The organism is Marivita sp. GX14005, from assembly GCF_023370775.1.
Classification (GTDB): Bacteria; Pseudomonadota; Alphaproteobacteria; order Rhodobacterales; family Rhodobacteraceae; genus Marivita.
Genome location: NZ_JAMCCQ010000001.1, coordinates 294,724 through 319,111, shown reverse-complemented (window position 1 = coordinate 319,111; position 24,388 = coordinate 294,724). Strand labels below are relative to the sequence as shown.

General features: G+C 63.2%; 31 protein-coding genes and 1 other RNA gene. 17 read left to right on the top strand and 15 right to left on the bottom strand.

The window, feature by feature from the left end:
• The first annotated feature begins 23 nt into the window (after nucleotides 1–23).
• From thyX to M3465_RS01715, 4 genes are all read left to right on the top strand, one after another.
• The gene (thyX, locus tag M3465_RS01730) at nucleotides 24–929 is read left to right on the top strand and encodes an FAD-dependent thymidylate synthase (protein WP_249499979.1); all 906 of its coding nucleotides are present in this window, start codon (nucleotides 24–26) and stop codon (nucleotides 927–929) included.
• 198 nt (nucleotides 930–1,127) lie between these two features.
• Nucleotides 1,128–1,919: an inositol monophosphatase family protein gene (locus M3465_RS01725; RefSeq protein WP_249499978.1), complete on the top strand. Its 792-nt coding sequence runs from the start codon at nucleotides 1,128–1,130 to the stop codon at nucleotides 1,917–1,919.
• A gap of 60 nt (nucleotides 1,920–1,979) precedes the next feature.
• Nucleotides 1,980–2,810 (top strand): KPN_02809 family neutral zinc metallopeptidase, encoded by an 831-nt coding sequence (gene ypfJ / locus M3465_RS01720; protein ID WP_249499977.1) that lies wholly within the window; start codon nucleotides 1,980–1,982, stop codon nucleotides 2,808–2,810.
• Nucleotide 2,811: 1 nt separating this feature from the next.
• Nucleotides 2,812–3,327, top strand: a complete 516-nt coding sequence (locus M3465_RS01715; RefSeq protein WP_249499976.1) for a protein-tyrosine phosphatase family protein — start codon at nucleotides 2,812–2,814, stop codon at nucleotides 3,325–3,327.
• Here M3465_RS01715 and ffs read toward each other — a convergent pair.
• Nucleotides 3,322–3,420, bottom strand: an RNA gene (gene ffs, locus M3465_RS01710) — signal recognition particle sRNA small type. The genes M3465_RS01715 and ffs overlap by 6 nt on opposite strands.
• Before the next feature lie 118 nt (nucleotides 3,421–3,538).
• On the opposite strand from ffs, the gene nudC reads away from it, so the two are divergent.
• The gene (nudC, locus tag M3465_RS01705; RefSeq protein ID WP_249499975.1) at nucleotides 3,539–4,504 is read left to right on the top strand and encodes an NAD(+) diphosphatase; all 966 of its coding nucleotides are present in this window, start codon (nucleotides 3,539–3,541) and stop codon (nucleotides 4,502–4,504) included.
• 37 nt (nucleotides 4,505–4,541) lie between these two features.
• Nucleotides 4,542–5,009, top strand: coding sequence for an SRPBCC family protein (locus tag M3465_RS01700; protein WP_249499974.1), 468 nt, complete (start codon nucleotides 4,542–4,544; stop codon nucleotides 5,007–5,009).
• 17 nt (nucleotides 5,010–5,026) lie between these two features.
• Here the strand turns inward: M3465_RS01700 and hemC are convergent, their stop codons facing one another.
• Entirely contained in the window at nucleotides 5,027–5,977 is a 951-nt protein-coding gene (gene hemC, locus M3465_RS01695) for a hydroxymethylbilane synthase (RefSeq protein WP_249499973.1), read from the bottom strand.
• A gap of 99 nt (nucleotides 5,978–6,076) precedes the next feature.
• On the opposite strand from hemC, the gene hemE reads away from it, so the two are divergent.
• The 3 genes from hemE to M3465_RS01680 are packed head-to-tail and all read left to right on the top strand — an operon-like array spanning nucleotide 6,077 to nucleotide 8,856.
• The gene (gene hemE, locus M3465_RS01690) at nucleotides 6,077–7,111 is read left to right on the top strand and encodes a uroporphyrinogen decarboxylase (RefSeq protein ID WP_249499972.1); all 1,035 of its coding nucleotides are present in this window, start codon (nucleotides 6,077–6,079) and stop codon (nucleotides 7,109–7,111) included.
• Between the two features lie 51 nt (nucleotides 7,112–7,162).
• Nucleotides 7,163–8,098, top strand: a complete 936-nt coding sequence (locus M3465_RS01685; protein WP_249499971.1) for an ABC transporter ATP-binding protein — start codon at nucleotides 7,163–7,165, stop codon at nucleotides 8,096–8,098.
• Nucleotides 8,095–8,856 (top strand): ABC transporter permease, encoded by a 762-nt coding sequence (locus tag M3465_RS01680; RefSeq protein WP_249499970.1) that lies wholly within the window; start codon nucleotides 8,095–8,097, stop codon nucleotides 8,854–8,856. The genes M3465_RS01685 and M3465_RS01680 overlap by 4 nt, the downstream gene beginning before the upstream one ends.
• A 17-nt stretch (nucleotides 8,857–8,873) precedes the next feature.
• Here M3465_RS01680 and M3465_RS01675 read toward each other — a convergent pair whose 3' ends face one another.
• Together M3465_RS01675 and M3465_RS01670 are read right to left on the bottom strand one after the other, a co-directional pair.
• The gene (locus tag M3465_RS01675; RefSeq protein WP_249499969.1) at nucleotides 8,874–9,227 is read right to left on the bottom strand and encodes a 5-aminolevulinate synthase; all 354 of its coding nucleotides are present in this window, start codon (nucleotides 9,225–9,227) and stop codon (nucleotides 8,874–8,876) included.
• A gap of 83 nt (nucleotides 9,228–9,310) precedes the next feature.
• Nucleotides 9,311–10,372, bottom strand: a complete 1,062-nt coding sequence (locus tag M3465_RS01670; RefSeq protein ID WP_249499968.1) for a YeeE/YedE family protein — start codon at nucleotides 10,370–10,372, stop codon at nucleotides 9,311–9,313.
• 209 nt (nucleotides 10,373–10,581) lie between these two features.
• Between M3465_RS01670 and M3465_RS01665 the strand changes: the two genes are divergently transcribed.
• The 3 genes from M3465_RS01665 to M3465_RS01655 all read left to right on the top strand — a co-directional run bounded on the left by M3465_RS01665 (nucleotide 10,582) and on the right by M3465_RS01655 (nucleotide 13,235).
• Nucleotides 10,582–11,814 (top strand): MFS transporter, encoded by a 1,233-nt coding sequence (locus M3465_RS01665; protein ID WP_249500840.1) that lies wholly within the window; start codon nucleotides 10,582–10,584, stop codon nucleotides 11,812–11,814.
• A 65-nt stretch (nucleotides 11,815–11,879) separates the two neighbouring features.
• Complete coding sequence (locus M3465_RS01660; RefSeq protein WP_249499967.1) at nucleotides 11,880–12,752, top strand: 50S ribosomal protein L11 methyltransferase; 873 nt, start codon at nucleotides 11,880–11,882, stop codon at nucleotides 12,750–12,752.
• 57 nt (nucleotides 12,753–12,809) lie between these two features.
• Complete coding sequence (locus tag M3465_RS01655; RefSeq protein WP_249499966.1) at nucleotides 12,810–13,235, top strand: hypothetical protein; 426 nt, start codon at nucleotides 12,810–12,812, stop codon at nucleotides 13,233–13,235.
• A 70-nt stretch (nucleotides 13,236–13,305) separates the two neighbouring features.
• On the opposite strand, the gene M3465_RS01650 is transcribed toward M3465_RS01655, so the two are convergent.
• Nucleotides 13,306–13,497 (bottom strand): DUF1127 domain-containing protein, encoded by a 192-nt coding sequence (locus M3465_RS01650; RefSeq protein ID WP_249499965.1) that lies wholly within the window; start codon nucleotides 13,495–13,497, stop codon nucleotides 13,306–13,308.
• A gap of 315 nt (nucleotides 13,498–13,812) precedes the next feature.
• Between M3465_RS01650 and ruvC the strand changes: the two genes are divergently transcribed.
• Genes ruvC through ruvB form a run of 3 tightly spaced genes read left to right on the top strand, consistent with a single transcriptional unit; the run spans nucleotide 13,813 to nucleotide 15,996 of the window.
• A complete protein-coding gene (gene ruvC / locus M3465_RS01645; RefSeq protein WP_249499964.1) occupies nucleotides 13,813–14,301 on the top strand; it encodes a crossover junction endodeoxyribonuclease RuvC in 489 nt (162 codons plus the stop codon).
• Entirely contained in the window at nucleotides 14,298–14,963 is a 666-nt protein-coding gene (ruvA, locus tag M3465_RS01640; RefSeq protein WP_249499963.1) for a Holliday junction branch migration protein RuvA, read from the top strand. Before ruvC ends, ruvA begins: the two co-directional genes overlap by 4 nt.
• Nucleotides 14,964–14,973: 10 nt before the next feature.
• On the top strand, nucleotides 14,974–15,996 hold the full coding sequence (ruvB, locus tag M3465_RS01635; RefSeq protein ID WP_249499962.1) for a Holliday junction branch migration DNA helicase RuvB: 1,023 nt from the start codon (nucleotides 14,974–14,976) through the stop codon (nucleotides 15,994–15,996).
• A 62-nt stretch (nucleotides 15,997–16,058) separates the two neighbouring features.
• On the opposite strand, the gene M3465_RS01630 is transcribed toward ruvB, so the two are convergent.
• From M3465_RS01630 to M3465_RS01605, 6 genes are all read right to left on the bottom strand, one after another.
• Complete coding sequence (locus M3465_RS01630; protein ID WP_249499961.1) at nucleotides 16,059–16,379, bottom strand: ArsR/SmtB family transcription factor; 321 nt, start codon at nucleotides 16,377–16,379, stop codon at nucleotides 16,059–16,061.
• An 81-nt stretch (nucleotides 16,380–16,460) separates the two neighbouring features.
• Complete coding sequence (gene pcaD, locus M3465_RS01625; RefSeq protein WP_249499960.1) at nucleotides 16,461–17,249, bottom strand: 3-oxoadipate enol-lactonase; 789 nt, start codon at nucleotides 17,247–17,249, stop codon at nucleotides 16,461–16,463.
• 53 nt (nucleotides 17,250–17,302) lie between these two features.
• Complete coding sequence (locus M3465_RS01620; RefSeq protein ID WP_249499959.1) at nucleotides 17,303–18,310, bottom strand: threonine ammonia-lyase; 1,008 nt, start codon at nucleotides 18,308–18,310, stop codon at nucleotides 17,303–17,305.
• 3 nt (nucleotides 18,311–18,313) lie between these two features.
• A complete protein-coding gene (locus M3465_RS01615) occupies nucleotides 18,314–19,135 on the bottom strand; it encodes an alpha/beta fold hydrolase (protein WP_249499958.1) in 822 nt (273 codons plus the stop codon).
• A 142-nt stretch (nucleotides 19,136–19,277) separates the two neighbouring features.
• On the bottom strand, nucleotides 19,278–19,484 hold the full coding sequence (gene rpsU, locus M3465_RS01610; RefSeq protein WP_007818122.1) for a 30S ribosomal protein S21: 207 nt from the start codon (nucleotides 19,482–19,484) through the stop codon (nucleotides 19,278–19,280).
• A gap of 90 nt (nucleotides 19,485–19,574) precedes the next feature.
• Entirely contained in the window at nucleotides 19,575–20,246 is a 672-nt protein-coding gene (locus tag M3465_RS01605) for a hypothetical protein (RefSeq protein WP_249499957.1), read from the bottom strand.
• Between the two features lie 186 nt (nucleotides 20,247–20,432).
• On the opposite strand from M3465_RS01605, the gene M3465_RS01600 reads away from it, so the two are divergent.
• Nucleotides 20,433–21,134 (top strand): COQ9 family protein, encoded by a 702-nt coding sequence (locus M3465_RS01600; protein ID WP_249499956.1) that lies wholly within the window; start codon nucleotides 20,433–20,435, stop codon nucleotides 21,132–21,134.
• Here M3465_RS01600 and M3465_RS01595 read toward each other — a convergent pair.
• Nucleotides 21,131–21,769: a ribonuclease T2 family protein gene (locus tag M3465_RS01595; protein WP_249499955.1), complete on the bottom strand. Its 639-nt coding sequence runs from the start codon at nucleotides 21,767–21,769 to the stop codon at nucleotides 21,131–21,133. The genes M3465_RS01600 and M3465_RS01595 overlap by 4 nt on opposite strands.
• Before the next feature lie 134 nt (nucleotides 21,770–21,903).
• On the opposite strand from M3465_RS01595, the gene M3465_RS01590 reads away from it, so the two are divergent.
• Nucleotides 21,904–22,653: a DUF1013 domain-containing protein gene (locus M3465_RS01590; protein WP_249499954.1), complete on the top strand. Its 750-nt coding sequence runs from the start codon at nucleotides 21,904–21,906 to the stop codon at nucleotides 22,651–22,653.
• Between the two features lie 66 nt (nucleotides 22,654–22,719).
• On the opposite strand, the gene M3465_RS01585 is transcribed toward M3465_RS01590, so the two are convergent.
• Genes M3465_RS01585 through M3465_RS01575 form a run of 3 tightly spaced genes read right to left on the bottom strand, consistent with a single transcriptional unit; the run spans nucleotide 22,720 to nucleotide 24,310 of the window.
• A complete protein-coding gene (locus tag M3465_RS01585; RefSeq protein WP_249499953.1) occupies nucleotides 22,720–23,313 on the bottom strand; it encodes an MliC family protein in 594 nt (197 codons plus the stop codon).
• Between the two features lie 21 nt (nucleotides 23,314–23,334).
• On the bottom strand, nucleotides 23,335–23,928 hold the full coding sequence (gene recR / locus M3465_RS01580; protein WP_249499952.1) for a recombination mediator RecR: 594 nt from the start codon (nucleotides 23,926–23,928) through the stop codon (nucleotides 23,335–23,337).
• A 37-nt stretch (nucleotides 23,929–23,965) separates the two neighbouring features.
• Complete coding sequence (locus M3465_RS01575; RefSeq protein ID WP_249499951.1) at nucleotides 23,966–24,310, bottom strand: YbaB/EbfC family nucleoid-associated protein; 345 nt, start codon at nucleotides 24,308–24,310, stop codon at nucleotides 23,966–23,968.
• Between the last annotated feature and the right edge of the window lie 78 nt (nucleotides 24,311–24,388).

Genomic DNA, 24,388 nt, shown 5'->3' with positions numbered 1-24,388 from the left:
CTCACCTTCACGAAGGATTAACCGTGCCCCTGTCATCTGACCAGAAAGCCGAAATCGAAGAGCAACGCGCGAGCCATCGGCAGACGCTTCGCGCCGTCAGCGATGGCATGGAAGACCATCTTTATCGAGCCAATCCGGTGCTCGACCACGGTTTCGTTCGCGTGGTCGATTACATGGGAGACGATTCGGCGATTTGTCAGGCGGCGCGTGTGTCCTACGGCAAGGGCACCAAATCGGTTCAGAATGACGAAGGGCTGATCCGCTACCTGATGCGGCACTGGCATTCGACGCCCTTCGAGATGTGCGAGATCAAGCTGCACGTTAAATTGCCGGTCTTCGTGGCACGCCAGTGGATTCGCCACCGCACCGCGAATGTGAACGAATATTCCGCCCGATATTCGATCCTCGACCGGGAATTCTACATCCCGGAGCCCGAGCATCTGGCTGCGCAATCGGTGGTCAACAACCAGGGGCGCGGCGAAGCCCTTGGGGGGGAGGAGGCGGATCGGGTACTGCGCCATCTGCGTGAGGACGCGATGCGTTGCTACGATCATTACGAGCAAATGATTGACCAGGACGGGCAACAGGGGCTGGCGCGCGAGTTGGCGCGGATGAACCTGCCGGCCAATATCTACACGCAATGGTATTGGAAGGTCGATCTGCACAATCTGCTCCATTTCCTGCGACTGAGGGCAGATTCGCACGCGCAGTATGAAATAAGGGTTTACGCCGACGAAATTTGCAGGATCGTGTCCGATTGGGTGCCGTTCGCCTACCGCGCCTTCGAGGATTACCGGATGGGTGGTGCGCAACTGTCGAAAACGGGCCTGGATTGCGTGCGGCGCATGCTGGGCGGAGAGGACGTGACGCAGGAAACGTCCGGCATGTCCAAGGGGGAGTGGCGCGAGTTCCAGGCGCTTTTCGGCTAGATCGTTCAAATTCGCCGGATTTTCGCTTCAGTCCTTCGCCGTCTGTTAACCTCTGAGCGTCAGAAAGGGTCCAAGTTGACGCAATAGGGAGGTATCTGGATCAGGTCGCGTCTTTCGCATGATCGCGCACCGGCCCTTGGCATTGCCGGACGTCTTGCATATACGCCCGGTCTGATCGCGAACAGCCGGAGGCCCATGATGCAGGGCAGTGCCAATCTCAACATCATGATCAAGGCCGCGCGGAAAGCGGGCCGGTCGCTCAACAAGGATTTTCGCGAGATCGAAAATCTACAGACCTCCGATGCGAGTGCGGTGGATTTCGCCGCGCGCGCGGCGCGGGCGGCGTCGGACAGTCTGCGCGGTGATCTGATCGGCGCCCGGGCGACCTACGGGTATCTCGATCCTGCGGGCGAGGTCGCGGGTGAGGATCCGACACGGCGCTGGATCGTTTGCGGGCTCGATGGGGAGGTGAATTACCGGCACGCTCAGCCGCATTTCGCGGTCACCATCGCGCTTGAGCATAAAGGGCGGATCGCCTCGGCAGTCGTGTTCGACCCGGCCAAGGACGAGATGTTCTATGCCGAGAAGGGGCAAGGCGCCTGGCTAAACGACAACAAGCGCGTGCGTGTGTCGAGCCGGTCGAAAATGGTGGATTGCATCTTTGGCCATGCCGTTCCGTTCGGCGTAAAGCGGACCTTGCCGGCTACCATGAAAGATCTGGCGCGGGTCATGCCGGAATGTTCCGGTTTGCGGGCCTCGGGCTCTGTTCCGCTCGATCTGGCCTATCTGGCCGCGGGTCGGCTGGATGGCCTCTGGATGCGGGAGGCAAAGCTCTGGGAGCTTGCAGCGGCGACACTCATCGCGTCCGAGGCCGGGGCGCTGATCGAAGGTGTTCGGGAGGGTCAGGTGCCGCTCGAGGACGGCACGGTGCTTGCTGCGAACAACCAGGTATTCGATGCCTTCGCCAAGGTGATCCGAAGCGCGGACTGACCGGGGGCTATCGCCTGCATCGAGGGTGTGTATCATGATCCCGGTTGACGGGAGAATGACATGCGTCTCAGGGGTATAAGGCGAAGCCGGAATATCGAGGACAGACGTCGCCGCGGGGGCACCGCGAAGGCTGGGCTCGGCGGAGTCGGGTTGCTTGTCGTGCTGGCGATCGGATATTTCGCAGGCATCGATGTCACGCCGCTGTTGCAGCAAGGCATCGCGCCGGAGGAGACGCGCTCGCTCAGCGCCGAGGAGGAGCGCGCGGCGGAGTTCAGCGGCCGCGTTCTGGCAACGACGGAAGAAATCTGGTCCGAGCTGTTCGCATCGCAACTCGGCGCGTCCTATGATCCACCCGTGCTCGTTCTGTTTTCAGGCACAACCGCATCGCCCTGCGGCGGGGCGAGTGGCGCGACGGGGCCGTTCTATTGCCCGGCGGATCGCAAGGCGTATCTCGACACGGCGTTCTTCGCCACGATGGCGCGCCAGTTGGGCGCGCGCGGCGATTTCGCGGCCGCCTATGTCGTCGCGCATGAGGTCGCGCATCATGTGCAGAACGAGCTGGGCATCCTCGCGCAGGTCAATCAACGACGTCAGGTCGCGGACGAGGCCGGCGCCAATGCGCTGACGGTGCGGCTCGAATTGCAGGCCGATTGCCTCTCGGGCGTTTGGGCGCGCTTTGTGGGCGATTTGCTGGAGCCGGGCGATATCGAAGAGGCGCTGAACGCAGCGCGGATGATCGGGGACGATCATCTGCAGCGCCGCGCCGGGCGCGTGCCGCAGCCGCATACCTTCACGCATGGCACATCGGAGCAACGCGCGCGCTGGTTCGAGACAGGGTATCGCAGCGGCGAGATCGGGGCGTGCGACACATTCGGCGCGCAGCGGTTGTGACATGATCGTCTATGCGCTTCCGGTCGATCGCGGAATCCTCGGATTGTCCCGTATCCCCGGCCTGGAGGGCGATTTCCGTGGAGATGTGGAGCATTTGAAGGAATGGAAGCCGGCGATGGTCCTGTCGCTGGTGACGGATGTGGAGCTTGTGGCCGCTGGTGCGGCGGAACTCGGGCGTTTGCTGGTCGAGGCCGGCACGCGCTGGGAGCAGCCGCCCATCGGCGACGGGGCTGGCGCCAATGAGGCGTTCGACGCCATCTGGCCGAGGATCAGCGAGAATGCGCGGCGCGCGTTGGTCGGCGGCGGGCGGGTGCTGTTGCATTCACGCCGCGGCTGCGGACGTTCGGGGATGGTTGCGCTACGGCTGATGATCGAGCTTGGCGAGGCGCCGGACGAAGCGCTGAGCCGTTTGCGGGGCGTGCGCCCCTGCGCGATCGAAACAGCGGAGCAGATGCAATGGGCCAGACGCGCGCGGCGCGAGCCGGCGGTTTTTCTGCGGCATGACGGCGAAAGGTGAGAGGTTGGACAACGACCCAAGCGGGGCTCGTTACGGCTGCTTCCTTCCGGACCTGACCGGGTTGGCGAGGCGCTCGCCCGCGCCAACCTCTCAAGGGTGAGGTAATGCGCCACGGCGTGGATTGCAAGGCCGATGGGAAAAACCGGAGCCGGGCGATTGCGCGCGCCACGGCATCGTGGCATCGCAGGCCAAGGACGGGAAGGGAAATGCGATGCGGAATGCCGAACATGTCACATTCGGGGGCTCGCAATTCGACCGGGCGACCGAGATGCGCGGAAACGTCCCGGCGGTGGCAATGGCCATGCAGGATCCCTCCAGCCGCACGATCGTGCTTTGGCGCGGAAAGCCGCTTCTGGCGAACGGCGGAGACGTGACTGCGCTCGCGCGTCTGCCCTTGGCCCATCCGATCCTGAATGAAGCGGTGGAGCCACCGATCCTACTGGGACGCGAGGGCACAGAGGTGCGATTCGCGCATGATATCTCACGCTGGGAGCCGGCAGAGGGCACAGGCACGCTCGGTGCTTTTTTCGATGCGAGCGAGCAGCGCCACCCGGACGCGCCGGGCCATGTGTTCACCGAGTTGCGGCAGGTCATGACGACGCTGAGCCCGCGGGATGCGGAACTTGCGGCCTCGGCCAAGGCGATTCTCGGCTGGCACGAGACGCACGGGTTTTGTGCCCGGTGCGGCGCGAAGAGCGAGGTCACGCTCTCGGGTTGGCAGCGTGTTTGCCCGGCTTGCGGGGCGCGCCATCATCCGCGCACGGATCCGGTCGTCATCATGCTCGTCACCTGCGGCAACAAGGTGCTGCTCGGCCGCTCACCAGGGTGGCCTGTGGGGATGTATTCCTGCCTTGCCGGTTTCGTCGAACCCGGTGAGGCGATCGAGGCGGCGGTGCGGCGCGAGGTGTATGAGGAGGCCGGGATCGAGGTGGGCGCGGTGCGTTACCTGTCGAGCCAACCCTGGCCGTTTCCGGCCTCGCTCATGGTCGGATGCCACGCCGCTGCCTTGACCGAAAAGATCAGCATCGATCCGAGCGAGATCGAGGATGCGATCTGGTTCAGCCGCGAGGACGTTATGGACGCCTTCGCCGGCCTGCGCACCGGTTTGCTGCCCGCACGAAAGGGCGCCATCGCGCATTTCTTGCTGCGCAACTGGCTTGCCGATAGGCTGGACTGACGCAATCCGTTCAACGCCAGACCGAAAGGGCCGAGCCATGCAAATCACCGCGACAGAAGATGTGGCCGCGCCGGTCGATCATGTCTTTTCCGAGCTGACCTCCTTCGAGGTTCTGGAGCGGTATGCCATGCGGCGCGGGATCGAGGTGCAGCGGCGCTTCAAGGGCGATCTTCCTACAGCCGGTGAGGGGTGGATGCTGCGTTTCGCATTTCGTGGCAAGGAGCGCGAGGCGAGCATCGTTCTGGAGGAGTATCGCCCCTTCGACGGGCTCCGCTTCGGCGGCCGTTCCGGGGGGCTGGAAACAGACACATTGATCGAACTTGTGCCGCTTTCGCCATCGCGCACGCGCGTCAATCTGGTGTTCAAGATGACGCCGAAAACCCTGTCGGCGCGGCTTTTGGTTCAATCGTTCAAGCTGGCGCGCTCATCGATCAACCGGCGCGTGCAAAAGCGCATGGCGCAATATCGCGATGAGATCGAAGCGAGGCTCGCCAGATCGGCCTAGCCAGTCGCGCCGCCCGTTCAGGTCGTGTGCCAGTCGAAAAAGCCGGGGCCCGCGCGATCGAGCAGCGTTTGCGCAAGTGCCGTGCCCATTTTTGCGCCATCCTCGATCGGGCCGCTGATCTCATCGGCATGGGAGACAGACCCGTCCGGGCGCAGCACTTCGCCGCGCAGGCGCAGCGTGCCGCCATGCAGTTCGGCGAGGCCCGCAATCGGCGTTTCGCAGGATCCGTCGAGCTTGGCGAGAAATGCACGTTCGGCGAAGAGCCGTTGGGCCGTTTCGATATCGTGAATGGCGGCCAGCATCTCGGCGCTGCGGTTGTCCTCGGTGCGGCGTTCGATGCCGATTGCGCCTTGCGCCACGGCGGGGAGCACATCGTCTGGATGAATCGGCGTCTTCGGCACATCCTTCATCGCCAGCCGGTTCAGCCCGGCCATCGCAAGGAAGGTGCAGGACGCCACCCCGTCATCGAGTTTCTTCAGCCTGGTCTGAAGGTTGCCGCGAAATTCCACGACGTTGAGATCGGGCCGGCGGTTGAGAAGCTGCGCGCGGCGACGCAGCGATGACGTGCCGACGATGGCGCCTTCGGCGAGTTCCGAAATGGCGGAAAACTCAGGCGAAATGAACGCATCGCGCACATCCTCGCGCGGCAGGTAGCAATCGAGGGTCAAGCCTTCCGGCTGCTCGACCGGCATGTCCTTCATCGAATGGACAGCGATGTCGATCTCGCCGGCATACATCGCGTCCTCGATCTCCTTGGTGAAGAGCCCTTTGCCACCGATATCCTTCAAGGGGCGGTCGATGATCCGGTCGCCCGAGGTCTTGATGGCGACGATGCTGAACGCCTCGAAAGGCAGATCGAACGCATGGGCGAGCCGGTCGCGTGTCTCGTTCGCCTGCGCAAGCGCGAGCAGCGATCCACGGGTTCCGATCCTCAGGGGTTTGGCGGGGCTGGGCAAATCAATCGTCATGGCGCCGTGTGTAGGCGCGTAATCTTGTCCTGACAAGCGTACCCGGCTTGACTTATGGGCGGCAAGATAAGATCCGGGCGTAAAGACAAGGAATGTTTCATGGCCGAGACGAAAACCATCCTCCGCGCGCTGGCTGGGGAGACGCTGCCGACCCCGCCGATCTGGATGATGCGCCAGGCAGGGCGGTATCTGCCGGAATATCGCGCAGCGCGCGCCGAGGCGGGCGATTTCCTGTCGCTGTGCTACAATCCAGAACTCGCCGCCGAGGTTACGCTGCAGCCGATCCGGCGCTACGGGTTCGACGCGGCGATCCTCTTTGCCGATATCCTGCTCTTGCCGCAGGCGCTGGGCGCGGATCTGTGGTTCGTCACCGGCGAGGGGCCGCGCCTGTCCACCGTGACGACGCAGGCCGATTTCGACAAGCTCGGGCGCGGCGAGATGATCCACGACACGCTGAACCCGATCTACGAAACGATCCGCATCCTGCGCCGCGAATTGCCGCAGGAAACCACGCTGATCGGCTTTGCCGGCGCGCCCTGGACGGTGGCGACCTACATGATCGCGGGCAGGGGCACGCCCGATCAGGGGCCGGCCCATGCGCTCAAGGCCGAGAACCGCGCGCTGTTCGACGCGCTGATGGAGCGGCTGACCGAAGGAACGATCGATTATCTCTCGGCGCAGATCGAAGCCGGGGCCGAAGTGGTCAAGATTTTCGACAGCTGGGCCGGATCGCTGAACGGAGAGGATTTCCGCCGCTATGCGCTGGAGCCTGCGAAACAGATCACGCAGGAACTCAAGCGACGCCATCCAGGGATTCCCGTTATCGCCTTCCCGCGGCAGGCCGGGGGGGGCTATATCGGGTTCCATGAGGCCACGGGCGCCGATTGCGTCGCGGTCGATGACAGCGTTTCCCCCGAATGGGTTGCAAAGCACGTGCAGCCTGGCGGTTGCGTTCAGGGCAATCTCGCGTCGAAACACATGGTCACAGGCGGCCAGGCCCTTGTCGACGAGACGCGCCGCGTTGTCGAGGCGCTCTCGAACGGCCCTCATATCTTCAACCTCGGTCACGGGATCACGCCGGATGCCGATCCCGAGAACGTCAAGCTGATGGTGGAGACCGTGCGCGGCGCGTGATGCGCCGATGCCGGACGTCTCGTCGGCGCGGAAACCGCGAAAGGTGCCCTGATGCAGCCGATGGTCGAGATCAGCGATGTCTCCAAGACATACAAGGACGGCTTTCGTGCGCTGAACGGCGTGTCGCTCGATATCGAGGATGGCGAGATCCTCGCGCTGCTTGGGCCGAACGGGGCAGGCAAGACGACGCTGATTTCCGCCATCTGCGGCATCACGCGCCCCACCGATGGGACGATCCGGGTCGGTGGGCACGATGTGGTAGCCGAGTATCGCGGCGCACGAGCGCTTGTCGGGCTGGTGCCGCAGGAGATCAATCTGGAGCCGTTCGAGCGCGTGATGAACACCGTGCGCTTTTCGCGCGGCCTCTTTGGCAAGCCGAAGGACGATGGCTTTCTGGAAAAGATCCTGCGCCAGCTGTCGCTCTGGGACAAGCGCAATGCGCGGATCATGGAGCTTTCGGGCGGTATGAAACGCCGCGTGCTGATCGCCAAGGCGCTGGCGCATGAGCCGCGCGTGCTTTTTCTCGACGAGCCGACCGCCGGTGTCGATGTCGAGCTGCGCCGCGATATGTGGGAGGTGGTTCGCGAGCTCAAGCTGGGCGGCGTGACGATCATCCTGACCACGCATTACATCGAGGAGGCCGAGGCCATCGCGGACCGTATCGCGGTGATCGACAAGGGGCGTATCCTGCTGGTCGAGGAAAAGGATGCGCTGATGACGCGGCTGGGCCAGAAGGAACTCCGCATCGAGTTGCAGGAACCGATCGAGGCGCTTCCCGGCGCGCTGGCCGGGCGCGGGCTGCAGCTGGAGGAGGATGGCTGCGTCATCGTCTATACCTATGACACGGCCGAGGAGCGGACCGGCATCACATCCCTCATCACCGATCTGAGCGCGGCGGGGCTGGTCCTGCGCGATCTGCAGACGCGGCAGAACTCGCTCGAGGATATTTTCGTCGGGCTCGTCGGCGACAAGGGGGACGCGGCATGAACTGGCGCGCGATCCGGGCGATGTATGTATTCGAGATGTCGCGGTTTTTCCGCACGCTGCTGCAAAGCTTCGTCTCTCCGGTGATCTCGACCTCGCTTTATTTCGTCGTCTTCGGCGCCGCCATCGGCAGCCGCATCGATCAGGTCGAGGGGGTCAGCTACGGCGCCTTCATCGTGCCGGGGCTGATCATGCTGAGCGTGATGACGCAGGCGATCTCCAACGCGTCCTTCGGCATCTATTTCCCGAAATTCATCGGCACGATCTACGAACTACTGTCCGCGCCGATCAACTTCCTGGAGGTCGTTCTGGGCTATGTCGGTGCGGCGGCGACCAAGGCGCTTTTCATCGGGCTGGTGATCCTCGGCACCTCGTCGCTCTTCGTCGATCTGAGCATCCAGCACCCTCTGGCGATGCTGGCCTTCATGGTGCTGACCTGTCTAAGCTTCGCGCTTTTCGGTTTCATCATCGGCATCTGGGCGCAGAATTTCGAGCAGTTGCAGCTGATTCCGCTTTTGGTGGTCACGCCGCTGGTGTTCCTCGGCGGCTCCTTCTACTCGATCTCCATGCTGCCGCCCGCGTGGCAGACGATTTCGTTCTTCAATCCGGTGGTTTACCTTATCTCCGGCTTCCGCTGGTCGTTCTTCGGGGTGGCGGATGTGCCCATCGTCTTGAGCCTGCTCGCGATTGCGGGTTTCACCGCGCTTTGCCTGGGAATCATTTGGTGGATCTTCAAGACGGGCTGGCGCATCCGTGCCTGAGTACGGGTGGATCAGGGTCAAAAGCTGACCATTGCGACACCCAGAACGACCAGCGCACCGCCGAAAAGCTCCTTCGGCGAGAGGGTTTCGCCGATCAGGAACGTGGCGGCCAGGACAAGAAGCGTTTCGGTTGCGGTCACCGTGATATAGGCGATACCGAGATCGACTTGTCGAAGCAGCAGGATCTCAGCCGCTACCACGATGCACAGAACGATGACAATCGCACCCAGAACGATAAGGGAGACGCTGCCCGAAGCGACTTTCATGAGAAGCGTGGCGAGCGCATAACCGACACCGGCGACGATCGCTAGAGCGGACTTGTTCGTGATGATATCGAGAGCGACCATGCGGGAACCGGTGATAGATTGCATCTGGGTTGTGCTGTCGCATCTTAATGGCTTCGTGAGGTGCGGTATGAGTGAATTGCCTGTGAAATCCGGCGGCGAGGGTCGCGTCATACCTGTGCCGGTTGGCCGCGCCCGCCCAAAAGAATGTCCATGCTCATGCCGCCGATCCACATGCAAAAGAGCGCCAGCCATGCCGTGCCGGCGAAGATCGACCCGCCCGTCACCCCCGCTCCGATCGAGCAGCCGCCCGCCAGCATCCCGCCGAACCCCATCAGCGCCGCGCCGATCATCGCTTGGCGCATCGGCGTCGGCCCGTCGAACCCGCGAAACTTGAGCTCTCCGGCTAAGAACGCGGCAAGGAACGAACCGATCACGACACCGGGCACCAGCCCGATATCGAATTCGAGGATCGAGCCGCGATCGAGAAAGAACATCAGCGTGTTGGCCGAGGGGCCGGTAAAGGTGATGCTTTCGATCTGCACCAGATCGAAGGCGATCAGGCTGAGCGCATAGGTGAAGGCATAGCCCATCGCGACAGCAAAACCGACACCGGAGGCAAAAACGAGACGCTGCCAGCCGATGCGGTTGCGGCGCGCGAGTTCCAGCGCAAGAAGCGCGGTGGCCAGCCCGAAGACGAGCCCGGCGCCGCGCGGCAGATGCAGGGCGGTCAGCAGGTTCATGTTGCGCCCGCCCGAGGTGATCCACATCGCCGCCAGCTGGTCGCGCATCGGGGCGAGCCAGCCGGTCAGGCTCATCTGCGCGACGACGGCGAAGATCAGGCCCGAGACGACCGACCTGAGATTGCCGGTGGCCGCCAGAACCAGCAAGCGGCCCGAACAGCCGCGCGCCAGCACCATGCCCGCGCCGAACATCAGCCCGCCGATGATCGCGCCAGACCAGCTTCCCGGCACCGCCATCATGCGCGCGTCCGATGTATCGAAAATTCCCAGCAGATAGGCCGCTTGTACCCAGACAACGGCGGTCGAGAAGGTCAGCAGCCAGACCGCCACCTTGTCCCGCATCATGCCGCGCGCGAATTCGACCGTCGCGGCGCGAAGGCAAAAGCGCGATCGCTGCGCCGCCACGCCGAAGACGATTCCAGTCAATAGACCGAAGAGCGCGGTTGTCGGCGCTTCGCCGAGTCTGTCAACGAGAGCGATAAGATCCATGTCGGGCCTGTCTTTTCTCCGGCCATGGATGCAGGCATTTGAATGTAACGGCCTTGATTTATGTCAGATCCGCGGAATTTGCCTGGGCGCGTTAGTGATTTGTAAAATGCGCGGCGCGTATCACCGGGGGCATGACGGGGTATCTGAATGCCAATCCGAACCGATATTGCATCTCGCCAAGTCTGCGGCTTGGGCGTAGACCGATGGCCATGACACGCATCGTTCCCCTGGCCCAAGCGCGCAGCCTGCCGGTATATCGCAGGCCGCTCACGCTGCTTTTCCTGATGGCGATCGCGATGCCGCTGTCCTTTGCGACCTGGTCGGCGCTGCTGAACAACTTCGTGGTCGAGGCGGCGCAATTCGATGGGTCCGATATCGGCTGGCTGCATACCGTGCGCGAAATTCCGGGGTTTCTCGCCGTCGGGGTGATTTTCGTCATCATGTTCATGCGCGAGCAGACACTCGCGATGATCTCTCTTGCGATGCTGGGCATTGCCACCGCGATGACCGCCTGGTTCCCGACGATGGGCGGCATCCTCTTCATCACGCTTTTCAGCTCCATCGGGTTTCACTACTACGAGACCGTCAATCAATCGCTGCAACTGCAATGGCTGCGCAAGGATCGTGCGCCTCAGATGCTGGGGCTGCTCGTTGCCGCTGCGTCGGGTGCGACGCTGGTAGCCTATGGCGTGATCGTGCTGACCTGGCGGGCCTACGATCTGAGCTACAATTTCGTCTATATGGTCTCCGGCGGGCTGACGCTTGCGATTGTGGCCTATTGCGTGCTCATGATGCCGCATTTCGAGGCGCCCGATCCGCAGACAAAGAAATTCGTCCTGCGCCGGCGCTACTGGCTTTATTACGCGCTGCAATTCATGTCGGGGGCGCGGCGCCAGATTTTCGTGGTGTTCGCCGCCTTCATGATGGTGGAACGGTTCGGGCTCGGCGTCGATCAGATCACGCGCCTGATGCTGGTTACGCTGGTGGCGAACATGGTTCTGGCCCCGATCCTTGGCCGCGCGGTTCACCGCTTTGGTGAACGCAATGCGATGGCGTTCGAGTATATCGGGCTGATTACCGTTTTCGCGCTTTACGGCGGGATCTATTGGTTCGGCTGGGGCGCTGTGCTTGGCGGCGTGCTATACATCGCCAACAACATCTTTTTCGCGCTGGCGCTGGCGCTCAAGACCTATTTCCAGAAGATCGCCGATCCGGGCGATATCGCCCCTACAGCGGCGGTGGCCTTTACCATCAACCATATCGCCGCGGTGTTTTTGCCAGCGCTTCTGGGCTATTTGTGGTTGCTTTCGCCAGGGGTCGTCTTTGCGCTCGCGGCCTGCATGGCGGCAATCTCCCTCGCGCTGGCGCTCATGATCCCGCGCCATCCGGAGCCGGGGAACGAAACGATCCTGTCACGGGGGCTTCCCTCGCCGGCGCGCTGAGCTTGCAGGCCAGGTCGCTTCGTGTCAGAGGGCGCAATGTCTCATGCAGCCGGACCTCCAAAATCATGACCAGTTTCACCGCTTTCACCACGCTGAACGACAGGGATCGGGCAGAGGCCCTCGGCGCCGCTCTCGAGGAGATCGATCCCGCCCCCTACGGCGTCGGCGTGTTCGAGATCGAGGATGGATCGGGAAACTGGGAAATCGGCGCCTATTTCATGGAGGCGCCCGATGACGTCGCGCTGGCGCTGCTGGCGGCGGCCTATGGCGCGCGGGATTTCGCGGTATCGGAACTGCCCGAGACTGATTGGGTCGCAAAGGTGCGGCGCGAATTGACGCCCGTCCGCGCAGGGCGCTTTTTCGTTCACGGCAGTCACGACGCGGACGCGATTCCCGAAGGGGTCGAGCCGCTTCTTATCGAGGCTGCGATGGCCTTCGGCACCGGCCATCATGGCACCACCCAAGGCTGCCTCGAGGCTTTGGACAGGCTGATCGGCTCCGGCGTCCACTGCCGGAACGTCGTCGATATCGGCTGCGGAACGGCGGTGCTCGCGATGGCGGCAGCGCGCGTCTGGAGCGAGCCCGTCCTTGCAAGCGACATGGACCGGATCGCCGTCGATGTGGCCGAGGCGAATGTGGCGGCCAACGGGCTGTCGGGCAAGGTGCAATGCCTTGAAGCCGCCGGGTTCGATCACCCCGACCTGCACGCCGCAGCGCCGTTCGATCTCGTTTTCGCGAATATCCTGAAACAACCGCTGATCGATCTGGCTCCCGACATGGCGCGGCATGTCGCGACCGGGGGGCATGTGATCCTGTCCGGCATTCTCAATGAACAGGCCGACGAGGTGATCGATGTTTATGCACGCCATGGCATCAATCTTGTGCATCGCGCCGAGATTGGTGACTGGACGACGCTGACATTGCGTGCCGCGGCCTGAGAATCGACAAATTTAACCGGATTTTCCGGTTTTTGCCGCATTTGCAGAAAATCTGCCATGTTTGCCCAAATCTTGCCACATTCCGCCCCTATCAATGACACATCCGGTGGGGGCCGGAATCGAGAGCTGCTGGATATGACCAACAAGCAGGATATGTTTGACGAACGGTATCGCCGGGTGCTCAAGCGGCATCGGCAACTGTCGCGCGGTTATGTGACCCGGCTGGGCAAGAACGGTGTGATCGATCACTACCCGATCGGACATCTGCGCGATGCATTTTCCCTCAAGGCACTGCTGCTGCCGATCGGGATTCTCTTTTTCCTCAAGGCCTGCATGGTGACGGTGCTAGGGCAGGATGCTTATAGCGCGCAGGTCGCCTTGTTGCGGGAGGGGAGCCTCCTTGAACAGTTCGGGGCATTCTTCTTGCAGATGGACCCGATCACATGGCCGATGGCGCAAATGCTGGGCGCGGTGATCGGCTGACCTTGGTCGGATGTAGAAAAGCCGTGCGCGGGTATTCCCGGCACGGCTTTGTCTTGCGCGGCGGGCGCTTTCAGCGCGAATTGATATCGCCGCGGGTCAGGCCGATGTCCTCAAGCTCGAAATCCGAAAGCCTTGCCAGGATCTTGCGTGTCTGACGAGCGTCATGCCAATCCATGATCGCCGCGAAAAGCTGCGCGAAAGTTGCGCCAAGGCCCTTGCGTCCGGAGACATATGTCGGGCGGGAAGTGTCGAAAGCGGCCATTGCCATGCTCCTTGAGCGAGGGTTTGAGCGATGTGTCAAATTCGCAGTTAGATGCGGGAAATCACGCGCACAATGTCATTTAATGCATGGATCCCATGCGAGATTCACATGACTAAACCTTGCCGTATACTATCCCTAATTGCTTGCGATATAACGACATTTTCGGTGTCGTTTTCCGCTTTTGAAGATTGAAAGCGACCAAGCATCGTCCGGTTGCGACCCACGGGCATCATAGGCTGGCACGTATAGAAGGCTTGGCGTTTGTTCGCGTTTCGTGCTAGCCGTGATGCAAAAGCAACAAGGCGGCGAGCAGCCATGCGAGTTTTGGGGATCGATCCTGGGTTGCGCTTTCTCGGGTGGGGCGTGATCGAAGCAGAGGGCAGCCGCCTGAGCCATGTCGCGAACGGCGTGTGCCTGTCCGGCGCGGGTGATCTGGCCGAGCGGCTTCTGGCGCTGCATCGCGGGTTGACGGACGTGTTGCAGCGTTTCGCGCCGGAAACGGCCGCCATCGAAAAGACCTTTGTGAACAAGGATGCTGTCGGGACGTTGAAGCTCGGTCAGGCGCGCGGGGTCGCGCTGCTGGTGCCGGCGCAGTTCGGGCTCGAGATCGGGGAATACGCGCCCAATTCCGTCAAGAAGACCGTGGTGGGCGTGGGCCATGCGGACAAGCGGCAAGTGGAGCACATGGTCAGGATGCAGTTGCCGGGCGCGCGGATCGAGGGGTCGGATGCGGCCGATGCGTTGGCGATCGCCATTTGTCACGCTCATCACATGAACGCTCCCGGCCTGAGGAGACCCGCATGATCGGCCGGATCGCCGGGCGGGTGGAATACAAGGCGGACGATCACGTCCTGATCGATGTGCGCGGTGTGGGCTATGTCGTCTATTGCTCGGATCGCGTGCTGGCGCAGATCGCCGCGCCGGGCGAGGTGGCGGCGCTTTATACCGATCTGCTTGTGCGGGAGGATGTGCTCCAGCTTTTCGGTTTTCCGACTCTTATGGAGAAGGAATGGCATCGGCTCTTGATGACGGTGCAGGGCGTCGGTGCGAAGGCGTCGCTTGCCATTCTGGGCACGCTTGGCCCCGACGGTGTGAGCCGCGCGATCGCGCTGGGCGATTGGAACGCGATCAAGGCCGCCAAGGGGATCGGCCCGAAAACGGCGCAGCGGGTGGTCAATGAGCTCAAGGACAAGGCGCCGGCGGTCATGGCGATGAGCGGTGCGGCTTCGACGCCGGCGGTTGTCGAGGCAGCGGAGATGATCGAGAACGCGTCGCCCGCGCCGAAGCGGGCAGCCCCGACTGCCGCGCCATCCGCGCAGGCCGAAGCGCTTTCGGCGCTGGGCAATCTGGGTTACGCGCCCGGCGAGGCGGCAGGCGCGGTCGCGCGGGCGGCGGGAGAGGCGCCGGAGGCCGATACCGGCGCGCTCATCCGTGCGGCGCTGAAACTGCTGGCACCGAAAGGGTGAGGGCGATGCGATGAGTTCCGATCCGACATTGCGCCCGGAGCCGCTTCCCGAGGATCGCGACCGTGCGCTGCGACCGCAGATGCTGGATGATTTCGTCGGGCAGGCCGAGGCACGGGCAAATCTGCGCGTCTTCATCCAATCGGCCCGCCAGCGCGGCGAGTCGATGGATCACACGCTGTTTCACGGCCCGCCGGGGCTGGGCAAGACGACATTGGCGCAGATCATGGCGCGGGAGCTTGGGGTCGGGTTTCGCATGACATCCGGGCCTGTATTGGCCAAAGCGGGCGATCTCGCGGCGATCCTGACCAATCTCGAGGCGCGTGACGTGCTGTTCATCGACGAGATCCATCGGCTGAACCCGGCGGTCGAGGAGGTTCTTTACCCTGCGATGGAGGATTACGAGCTCGATCTGGTGATCGGCGAAGGGCCGGCGGCGCGCACGGTGCGGATCGAGTTGCAGCCCTTCACACTGGTCGGCGCGACGACGCGGCTGGGCCTGCTCACCACCCCCCTGCGCGACAGGTTCGGAATCCCGACGCGGCTGAATTTCTATACCGAGGATGAGCTGAACACGATCGTGGCGCGCAATGCGGTCAAGCTGGGCGTTCAGGCCGCGTCGGAAGGGGCGCGGGAGATCGCCCGGCGCTCGCGCGGCACGCCAAGGATCGCGGGGCGGCTTTTGCGGCGCGTCGTCGATTTCGCGGTGGTGGAAGGCGACGGGATCGTCACGCGCGAGCTGTCGGACAGCGCGCTGACGCGGCTGGGGGTCGATGGGCTGGGCCTCGATGCGGCGGACCGGCGCTACCTGCGGCTTATCGCGGAGAATTACCAAGGCGGGCCGGTCGGGATCGAGACCTTATCTGCGGCACTGTCGGAGAGCCGGGATGCGCTGGAAGAGGTGATCGAGCCTTACCTTTTGCAGCAAGGGCTGATCCAGCGCACGCCGCGCGGCCGGATGCTGGCGCAGAAGGGCTGGACGCATCTGGGCCTCGCGCCGCCGAGGCTGCCGGGACAAAGCGATCTTTTCGGTTGAGGCTGCGCCCAGCGATACCGGTGCGACATGAGTATTTTTGAAGAGAAGAAGCGGGGCGGCGTTCAGGGCGTGCAGAACATTTCGTAAAGCAGGGCGATCATGCGCTGGGTGTTGTCATCGCTCAGGCTGTAATAGATCGTTTTGCCGTCGCGGCGCGTTTTGACAAGATTTTCCTCTCGCAGCCGGGCGAGCATCTGGCTGACCGCCGCCTGCCGAATGTCGAGCAGCGCCTCCAGCTCGCCCACGGATTTCTCTCCTGCGCCGAGATGGCACAGGATCATCAGCCGGCCTTCATGCGCGAGGGTCTTGAGATAGGCCGACGCGTTCTGCGCGTTGGTTGCCATGTCCTGCGCCGCGGCAGGGGCGAGCGTGGTTTCGGTCATTCGGCGGAGCCCCGGGAGAAAAAACTGCGCTCCATATAGCACCGTTTTGGCGAAAGGTTCAAAGGTTTAACGGTTTCATGTTCAGTGGGCGAGCGACGAAAGGAAATCGCGTAGCATCTCGGCATAGGCGTCGGGGGCGTCGACGCAAGGGACATGGCCCGTCTTGCGGATCAACTCGAAGCGGGAACCGGGCACGAGCGCGGTCGTTTCACGAACCATGTCCGGCGGGGTCGAGCCGTCCTCGGAGCCGGCGATGCCGAGCGTGGGCAGGCGCAGGGCGGCGGTTGTGGTGAAAAAATCGGTGCCGGAAATGGCGTGGCAATAGCCGATATAACCGTCTACCGGCATGTTGAGGAACATGTTGCGCCAAGCGTGAAACGCGTCCGTTTCGCGGAAGGTGGCGGGGAACCACCGCTGCATCGTCGCATCGACGAGCGCTTCGAGGCCGCCCCGTTTCGCGGTTTCAATACGTTCGGACCAGACATCGCGATTGCCGAAACGGGCGGCCGTGTTGGCCAGCACCATTGCGCGTACGAGATCGAGCCGCTTGGCGGCAAGGCCCTGTGCGATCAGGCCGCCGACGGACTGGCCGACGAACACCGCATCCTTCACGTCGAGATACTCCATCAGGAGTTCGGCATCGCGGATCATTGCGCCCATCGCATAGGGTTCGGAGGGGCAATCGGAAAGGCCGTGTCCGCGCATGTCGTAGCGGATGTAGCGCCAGCCCGTATCGGGCATGCGTTCGAGCAGCGCGTCCCAGAGGCGAAGATCGGTGCCGAGCGCGTTGCCGAACACAACTGGCGCGCCGTTCGGATCGCCGTCGATACGGTAATGCAGGTGGATATTCCCGAGGCTTGCCATCTTCATCGCGCTCTCCCTTCGCTTGGGGTGGGGTGCCGCCGCAGGCGCATGGCGGCAGTTTACCGCGTAACCTCGCAGGGACAAACCGTTTTCCTATCCGGCGCGAAGCGTTCGATGGCGGTGCAGAACACGCCGGGATCGACATTGCCGCCCGAGATCGTGACGATGACCGTGTCTTCTTGCAACGCATCGCCATGATAGAGCGCGGCGGCGAGCGCGACCGCGCCGCCCGGTTCAGCCACCAGCTTGAGCCGCAAAAAGGCGGCAGCCATGGCGCGCTGCGCCTCTTCGTCGCTGACCACGAGGCCGGGGCCGCAGAGGCGCTGCATGATCGGAAAGGTCAGGGCGCCGGGCTGCGGCGTGATGATAGCATCGCAAAGCCCGGAGCTTCGGCTGTTGCACCGAATGCTGCCTGCAGCGAGGGAGCGGGCGGTATCGTCGAAGCCTTCGGGCTCGGCGGGGCGAACGCGCATGTCCGGCGCGTCCGCTTCTAGCGCGAGCGCGATGCCCGAGGTCAGGCCGCCACCGCCGCAGCAGGTGACGACTTCGGCGCGGGTGATGCCGAGTTCGGCAGCCTGCGCGGCGATTTCGAGACCGCAGGTGCCTTGCCCCGCGATCACCTCCGGCTCGTCGAAGGGTCTGATCAGGGTCAGGCCGCGATCTTTCGCGAGGCTGTCTCCGATGGCGTCGCGATCCTCGGCGGCGCGGTCGTATAGAACAAGCTCGGCGCCGAGCGCGCGGGTGTTGTCGATTTTGAGGCGCGGCGCGTCACTTGGCATTACGATCACCGAAGGCGCGCCGAATTGCCGGGCGGCGAGCGCGACGCCCTGCGCATGATTGCCTGAGGAAAAGGCGATCACGCCGCGCGCCCTTTGCTCTGGCGCGAGCGCCGATAGAGCGGCCCGCGCGCCGCGGTATTTGAAGCTGCCGGTATGCTGAAGACATTCGGGTTTGACGAGGATGCGCCGCCCCGCCAGATCGTCGAGGAAGGGGGAGAACAGGAGCGGCGTGCGGCGCGTATGGCCATTCAGACGGCGCGCGGCGGCGCGGATGCGGGCGATATCCATGGCTCAGCGCAGCATGTCGAGCCAGCGGCGCAGCGCGTTCAGGCTTTCGGGCTCATCGAGGAAGGGAATGTGACCGCGATCCGGCACGGTCGCGGCGATCATGTCCGGACGCCTGTCTTTCATCTTGTTGAATGTGCCCTCGGTCAGAAGATCGGAGTTTTCGCCGCGAATCGTTGCAAGCGGCAGCCCGGCAAGAGCGTCGAACAGGGGCCAGAGATCGGCGGCGGGCTGCGCGCCGTCCCTTAGAACGGCATCGCGCAGGCGCGGGTCGTAGGTCAGATCGAGCCCGTCCGGCGTTTCGCGGAAGAGGATATCGGCCTCCTGCAACCAGCGTTCATGCGGAACGTTCCGAAAGCCCGCCATCGCCGTGGCGCGCGCCGAAGCGGCGTCTTCCAGGGTTTTGGCGCGGGGCGGCTTGCCGATGTAGTCCTTGATCGCGGCGAGGCCCTCGGGCGCGATCTCGGGGCCGATATCGTTGAGCGCGACGCCCAGCAGGCGATCCTTGGCGGTAGACGCCAGAACCATGGCGATCAGACCGCCGCGCGAGCTTCCCAGGATGGCAGCGTTCTCGATGCCGAGATGATCGAGGAGTTCGACGGCATCGCGCGCCTCTACGGGGATCGTGTAGGTTTCGGGATCGGCCCATTCGGATTTGCCGCGCCCGCGATAGTCGAGCCGGATCAGGCGCACATTCTGCAAATGCGGCGCCACGAAATCGAAATCACGGCCGTTGCGCGTCAGCCCGGCAAGACACAGAAGCGGCAGGCCGCTGCCGTCATCGGTGTAATGCAGCGAAATTCCGTCGGATGTTGTGAATGTCGGCAAAGGGGGCGCTCCGAAACTGCGTGTTCGGCGGCACCGTGGCAGAGCATGCGCGGCAAGGGAAGGGCCGGCGCTGGCAAAAGAAAACCCCCGAACGGCGATGCCTCGGGGGGTTTCGATCGATACAAGTGCTGGAAGCCGCTGCTTAGAGCAAACCTTCGCGCTGTGCCTTCTTGCGCGCCAGTTTGCGCGCGCGGCGGATCGCTTCGGCTTTCTCGCGGGCTTTCTTTTCCGAGGGTTTCTCGAAGTGCTGACGCAGCTTCATCTCACGGAAAACGCCTTCACGTTGCAGCTTTTTCTTCAGAGCGCGGAGCGCCTGATCGACGTTATTGTCACGAACACTAACCTGCATGTGGTTTTCACCACCTTTCTAAGTTGGATTTGCAAGGATTTGCAGGAAGGCGCCTTCTAGCAGAGGTTTCCCGATTTGTCCAGCCGGCGATCACGCCTTGTCCGCGCTTTGATGCAACGGATTGGCGGGATAGAGGAAGATCGCCATCGACAACAGGGCAAAGATGCACTCATAGACCTCCCAGCGTCGACTCTCTTCGAGAAACGGGATCGCTGCGGTCACGAAGAGCGCGAAGCCGGCGTGATGCAGTTGCGGAACAGGGATCACCATTGCACGGGTCAGGCGGCGGACCCAATCGAGATTGAGCCAGAGAAGCGGTAGAAGCAAAAGATAGCTCAGGATGATCGTGGAGAGCACGGGGCCGAAAAGCGATTCGTCAAGCCGCACGTCGCCAATGGTGAGATTATGGAAGGTGAATTCCTGCTGGTCATTGTTCTGCTGGAAATACTCCGGGCTGTCGAAGCCCAGAATGCGCTGGCCCCAGGAGATTTCCTCCCCGGCGGCCCAGATATAGGCGAGCCCGTATAGCAGTCCGAGCGCGAGGACGGCGCCTGTGACATGCCGGCGGTCGCGCAGGATCCGGGCGATCAGAACCGCGCCCGCGCAAGCGAGGCCGATGGCCGTGAAATTCTCGATAAGCGAATCCTCGGCACCGAACCACGTGAAGAACGCCTCCTTCGAGATTGACGAGACCACGAAGGCGGAGACCAGGATGGCCGCGCCGAGATAGAGGAACACCATATCGAAAGACGGTCGGGTCACGGGATGGCTCGCAATCGGTTGTGGCAGATTTTTTCATGCTCTTGCCCCAAGTCTTCGCCGGAACGCAATAGGTCGGGGCGCGTTTGCTTGCCGGTGCGCCCGCGCCTTGCCGCTGGTATGGGCTGGCGCTTGCGCGGGTCGCGCCCTAGGTTAAGGCGCACAGCGGCACCCGAAACGGAGGGCTTCATGGCAACGATAGAGAATGACACGGCGACGCGGCTTCTCGATGCGATCCTGGCGCATGTGCCGTTCGACGGCTGGTCGCAGACGGCGTTCGAGGCGGCCATCTCGGACACGGATATTTCACCCGCCGTCGCGCGCGGGCTCTTTCCGCGCGGTGCCGTTGATATGGCGGCGGCCTTTCACCGGCGCGGCGACGATGCGATGGCCCGTGCGCTCAAGGAGCGGGACCTGTCGGCGATGCGTTTCCGCGACAAGGTCGCGCTCGCGGTTCGGCTCAGGCTCGAAGCGGTGGAGGACAAGGAGGCCGTTCGGCGCGGCATGACCCTTTTTGCCCGCCCGCCGCATTCTGCGGAAGGCGCACGGCTGGTCTGGAATACTGCCGATCGCATCTGGACGGCGCTGGGGGACAATTCGGACGATATCAACTGGTATACCAAACGCGCGACCCTGTCGGGCGTCTATTCGGCCACGGTGCTTTATTGGCTAGGTGACGATTCGCCGGATCACCGCGCAACATGGGAGTTTCTGGATCGGCGTATCGACGATGTGATGCAGATCGAGAAGCTGAAGGCACAGATTCGCAAGACGCCGGGACTGGGGCAAATGATGAAGGGCACGGAAACGGCGTTGTCACGCCTCGCGTCGCCCAAAGCCGCGCATGGCGATCTGCCGGGCGGCTGGTCGCTGAAACGCTCGCCGCGCTAGGGGATCGGCGCCATCAGGGCGTCGTTCTTGCGGCAGTCGCGAATGACATCGTCGCCGCAGCGCACCGGATTGAGCGATTTCGACAGGCAGATGCGCGCTTCCTCGATACGGCCATTCTTGCATGTGACGGTAATCATGTCCGGATCGAGCTGCGGATTGGCGTTGAGGAAGGCCTCTTCCACCACCGCGGCAGGCAGGGTCACGGCCCTGTCGAGACGCCGAAACGCCTCGGGCCGCGCGACCGCTTCGAAGGCCCGCCGGGCCAAATCGAAATACGTTTGTGCCGGCACACCTGCGCAGACGCCGTGCTTCTTCCATTGATGCCATGCAAGGCCCGGGCTGCCCATGATGTCGGCCATGCCGGCGGTCATGGCGCGCGATGGCGCGCGCGCGTCGGTTCGGCAATAGGACGGCCAGCCGCGATGGAATTGCGGCCAGAGCCCGTGCAGGATCCATCCCAAATCGGCCGTTTCATCGCATTGCGGTGCCCCGCGCGCCGCGCCTTCCAGCGCGCACCATGTGGGTGACCAGCTGAGCGAGAGCACGAAATAGTCGAACCCTTCCGCCCGGTCGCCCCTGGCGGAGAGCGGCTCCATCCACGCGATCACCGCCAGGACTGCCAAAACTGCCCGCATTTTCTCTTTCCTCTTCGCTTTGGCGCGACTATAAGGCCGCCAAGTTCCCTGACAATGGAAACCGTCCCGGCCTGATCCGGGACCTCCCGGACCGCTCCGGGAGACCGAACAAGCTTTGCGCAAGGAGACGCGAGATGGGTAAACCGATCATGGCCAAGGCCACCGCCGTCTGGCTGGTGGACAACACGACGCTCACATTCAAGCAGATCGCCGATTTCACCGGCATGCACGAGCTGGAAGTGCAGGGCATCGCCGATGGCGATGTCGCGACGGGCGTGAAGGGATTCGATCCGATCGCCAACAACCAGCTTGAGGCCGAGGAGATCAAAAAGGGCGAAAGCGATCCGTTGCACAGGCTCAAGCTCAAGCATTACGCTGCGGCGGAAGGCGAGGAAAAGCGTCGGGGCCCGCGCTATACGCCGCTGTCGAAACGGCAGGACCGGCCGGCCTCGATCCTGTGGCTGGTCAAGTTCCACCCCGAATTGAGCGACGGGCAGATCTCCAAGCTGGTGGGCACGACGAAGCCGACGATTCAGGCGATCCGCGAGCGCACGCATTGGAACATCCAGAACATCCAGCCGATCGATCCGGTCGCGCTGGGGCTGTGCAAGCAGTCCGAGCTGGACACGGCTGTGGCCAAGGCGGCCAAGAAACAGGAAGCGGTGATGAGCGACGACGAGCGCCGCAAGCTGGTGTCGACCGAGCAGAGCCTCGGCATGGATCCCGAACCGCGCCTGCCGACGGCCATCGAGGGTCTAGAGACATTCAGCCTTTCGGGCAGTTCGTCGGACGATGAGGACAGCCGGGATGACGCGGATTACGCGGATGCCGACAGTTTCTTCAACCTTCCGGATGATGACGACGAAGAGGACGACAAGTCCTGAACCGATGAGCTTCGGCGCTCGATGCGTTGACGCATCGAGCCGTTTGCGTCGACGCAAACGGGCGCGTCAGTCCTCGATCCGTGTGCAATCGTATTCGGTGCCATCGGGGTCGGCCTCGCGATAGCGCGCGGTGTCGCCCTTCATCCAGATCTCGCGCCCGAAATCGCCGGTATAGCGAATACCCGACGCCGTTCTGACCTGTGACGCCGTGGAAATCTCGCCATCGATCTCAAAGCGCAGTGCCTGAAGGTCAGTCTCGTAAAGGACGGTGGTGACGTGCTTGCCCGCCTTTCCGCAGCGCCATGTGTCGCGGGCAAGCTCTGGTTCAAGCTGCCAGCGGGCCACCAGTTCGCTTTCGCGCATAAGGTAGGATAGCCGCACACACTCACGCGCATCGTCCGCTTTCCAGCAGGCATCGCGGCCCTTTATCCAACCGCGTTGATAGGCGCGCAGCAGGTTCCGGGTCTCTTTTTCGCCCACCCGGTCGAGCGCCGCGCTGTAGCGTTCGGCCAGTCGGCGGTCGAGACGGGCCAGTTCGGAATCGGAGCAGACGAGCCGTTCGGCCTCGCTTTTCGCCTTGGCGCAATCGAAGGAGGGTGCATCCTGCGCGGCGAGAGGCGAAGCCAACGTGCAGACCAAAGCAATCCAGTAGGATCTCATATCGACGCCCCGTGCCTCATTCTAGATCGGTTTGCGCGCGCTCAGCGCCGCGCCAATGGTGCCTTCGTCCAAATAGTCGAGCTCGCCGCCGATGGGCACGCCCTGCGCAAGCGAGCTGAGTTGGACGCGGCCTTCGAGCTCGTCGGCGATGTAATGCGCGGTGGTTTGCCCGTCGATGGTGGCATTGAGCGCGAGGATGACCTCGGTGACGTCCTCGCTTTCGACGCGCGCGGACAGCTTGGGGATGCGCAATTCGTCCGGCCCAACCTGATCGAGGGCCGAGAGCGTGCCGCCCAGAACGTGATACCGGCCCTTGAACACGCCCGCGCGTTCCAGCGCCCAGAGATCGGCCACCCCTTCGACAACGCAGATCACGCCGATATTGCGCCGATTGTCGCGGCAGATGTCGCAAATGTCCTGCGTGCCCACATTGCCGCAGTTCAGACATTCGCGCGCGTCCTGCGCCACGCGCGTCATCGTTTCTGCCAGCGGCGACAGCAGCACCCCGCGCTTGCGGATCATGTGCAGCACCGCGCGCCGCGCCGAACGGGGGCCAAGCCCGGGCAATCGCGCCATCATGGCGATGAGGGTTTCTATGTCGCTATCGTCGCGCATCACGAACCGGCGCAGCCGTGCGGGGGCAACATGGCCGTCAAAACGGCAGATTCATACCGGGCGGCAAGCCAAGCCCTTCGGTCAACTTGCTCATTTCCTCTTGGGATTTCTCCTGCGCGCGGTGCTGGGCGTCCTTGATGGCGGCGAGGATGAGATCCTCGACCACTTCCTTGTCGTCGCCGTTGAAGATCGACGGATCGATATCGAGTCCGGTCAATTCGCCCTTGGCCGTCGCTGTCGCCTTGACGAGCCCCGCGCCGGATTCCCCGGTGACGGTCATGTTCGCCATGTCTTCTTGCAGTTGGGCCATCTTACCCTGCATTTCCTGCGCGGCCTTCATCATCTTGGCCATGTCGCCCATCTGGCCCAAACCCTTGAACATCTGTCTCTCCGATTGTCGGCGCCAGCGGCGCGTTTGAAAAACTGTCTTCTACATATTGTGACGCCTGCGCCGTTCAAC

Coding starts and splice junctions, on each gene's coding strand:
- M3465_RS01725 (WP_249499978.1), top strand. CDS start 1,128: ATGCAGGGCAGTGCCAATCTCAACATCATGATCAAGGCCGCGCGGAAA.
- ypfJ (WP_249499977.1), top strand. CDS start 1,980: ATGCGTCTCAGGGGTATAAGGCGAAGCCGGAATATCGAGGACAGACGT.
- M3465_RS01715 (WP_249499976.1), top strand. CDS start 2,812: ATGATCGTCTATGCGCTTCCGGTCGATCGCGGAATCCTCGGATTGTCC.
- nudC (WP_249499975.1), top strand. CDS start 3,539: ATGCGGAATGCCGAACATGTCACATTCGGGGGCTCGCAATTCGACCGG.
- M3465_RS01700 (WP_249499974.1), top strand. CDS start 4,542: ATGCAAATCACCGCGACAGAAGATGTGGCCGCGCCGGTCGATCATGTC.
- hemC (WP_249499973.1), bottom strand. CDS start 5,977: ATGACGATTGATTTGCCCAGCCCCGCCAAACCCCTGAGGATCGGAACC.
- hemE (WP_249499972.1), top strand. CDS start 6,077: ATGGCCGAGACGAAAACCATCCTCCGCGCGCTGGCTGGGGAGACGCTG.
- M3465_RS01685 (WP_249499971.1), top strand. CDS start 7,163: ATGCAGCCGATGGTCGAGATCAGCGATGTCTCCAAGACATACAAGGAC.
- M3465_RS01680 (WP_249499970.1), top strand. CDS start 8,095: ATGAACTGGCGCGCGATCCGGGCGATGTATGTATTCGAGATGTCGCGG.
- M3465_RS01675 (WP_249499969.1), bottom strand. CDS start 9,227: ATGCAATCTATCACCGGTTCCCGCATGGTCGCTCTCGATATCATCACG.
- M3465_RS01670 (WP_249499968.1), bottom strand. CDS start 10,372: ATGGATCTTATCGCTCTCGTTGACAGACTCGGCGAAGCGCCGACAACC.
- M3465_RS01665 (WP_249500840.1), top strand. CDS start 10,582: ATGACACGCATCGTTCCCCTGGCCCAAGCGCGCAGCCTGCCGGTATAT.
- M3465_RS01660 (WP_249499967.1), top strand. CDS start 11,880: ATGACCAGTTTCACCGCTTTCACCACGCTGAACGACAGGGATCGGGCA.
- M3465_RS01655 (WP_249499966.1), top strand. CDS start 12,810: ATGTTTGCCCAAATCTTGCCACATTCCGCCCCTATCAATGACACATCC.
- M3465_RS01650 (WP_249499965.1), bottom strand. CDS start 13,497: ATGGCCGCTTTCGACACTTCCCGCCCGACATATGTCTCCGGACGCAAG.
- ruvC (WP_249499964.1), top strand. CDS start 13,813: ATGCGAGTTTTGGGGATCGATCCTGGGTTGCGCTTTCTCGGGTGGGGC.
- ruvA (WP_249499963.1), top strand. CDS start 14,298: ATGATCGGCCGGATCGCCGGGCGGGTGGAATACAAGGCGGACGATCAC.
- ruvB (WP_249499962.1), top strand. CDS start 14,974: ATGAGTTCCGATCCGACATTGCGCCCGGAGCCGCTTCCCGAGGATCGC.
- M3465_RS01630 (WP_249499961.1), bottom strand. CDS start 16,379: ATGACCGAAACCACGCTCGCCCCTGCCGCGGCGCAGGACATGGCAACC.
- pcaD (WP_249499960.1), bottom strand. CDS start 17,249: ATGAAGATGGCAAGCCTCGGGAATATCCACCTGCATTACCGTATCGAC.
- M3465_RS01620 (WP_249499959.1), bottom strand. CDS start 18,310: ATGGATATCGCCCGCATCCGCGCCGCCGCGCGCCGTCTGAATGGCCAT.
- rpsU (WP_007818122.1), bottom strand. CDS start 19,484: ATGCAGGTTAGTGTTCGTGACAATAACGTCGATCAGGCGCTCCGCGCT.
- M3465_RS01600 (WP_249499956.1), top strand. CDS start 20,433: ATGGCAACGATAGAGAATGACACGGCGACGCGGCTTCTCGATGCGATC.
- M3465_RS01595 (WP_249499955.1), bottom strand. CDS start 21,769: ATGCGGGCAGTTTTGGCAGTCCTGGCGGTGATCGCGTGGATGGAGCCG.
- M3465_RS01590 (WP_249499954.1), top strand. CDS start 21,904: ATGGGTAAACCGATCATGGCCAAGGCCACCGCCGTCTGGCTGGTGGAC.
- M3465_RS01585 (WP_249499953.1), bottom strand. CDS start 23,313: ATGAGATCCTACTGGATTGCTTTGGTCTGCACGTTGGCTTCGCCTCTC.
- recR (WP_249499952.1), bottom strand. CDS start 23,928: ATGCGCGACGATAGCGACATAGAAACCCTCATCGCCATGATGGCGCGA.
- M3465_RS01575 (WP_249499951.1), bottom strand. CDS start 24,310: ATGTTCAAGGGTTTGGGCCAGATGGGCGACATGGCCAAGATGATGAAG.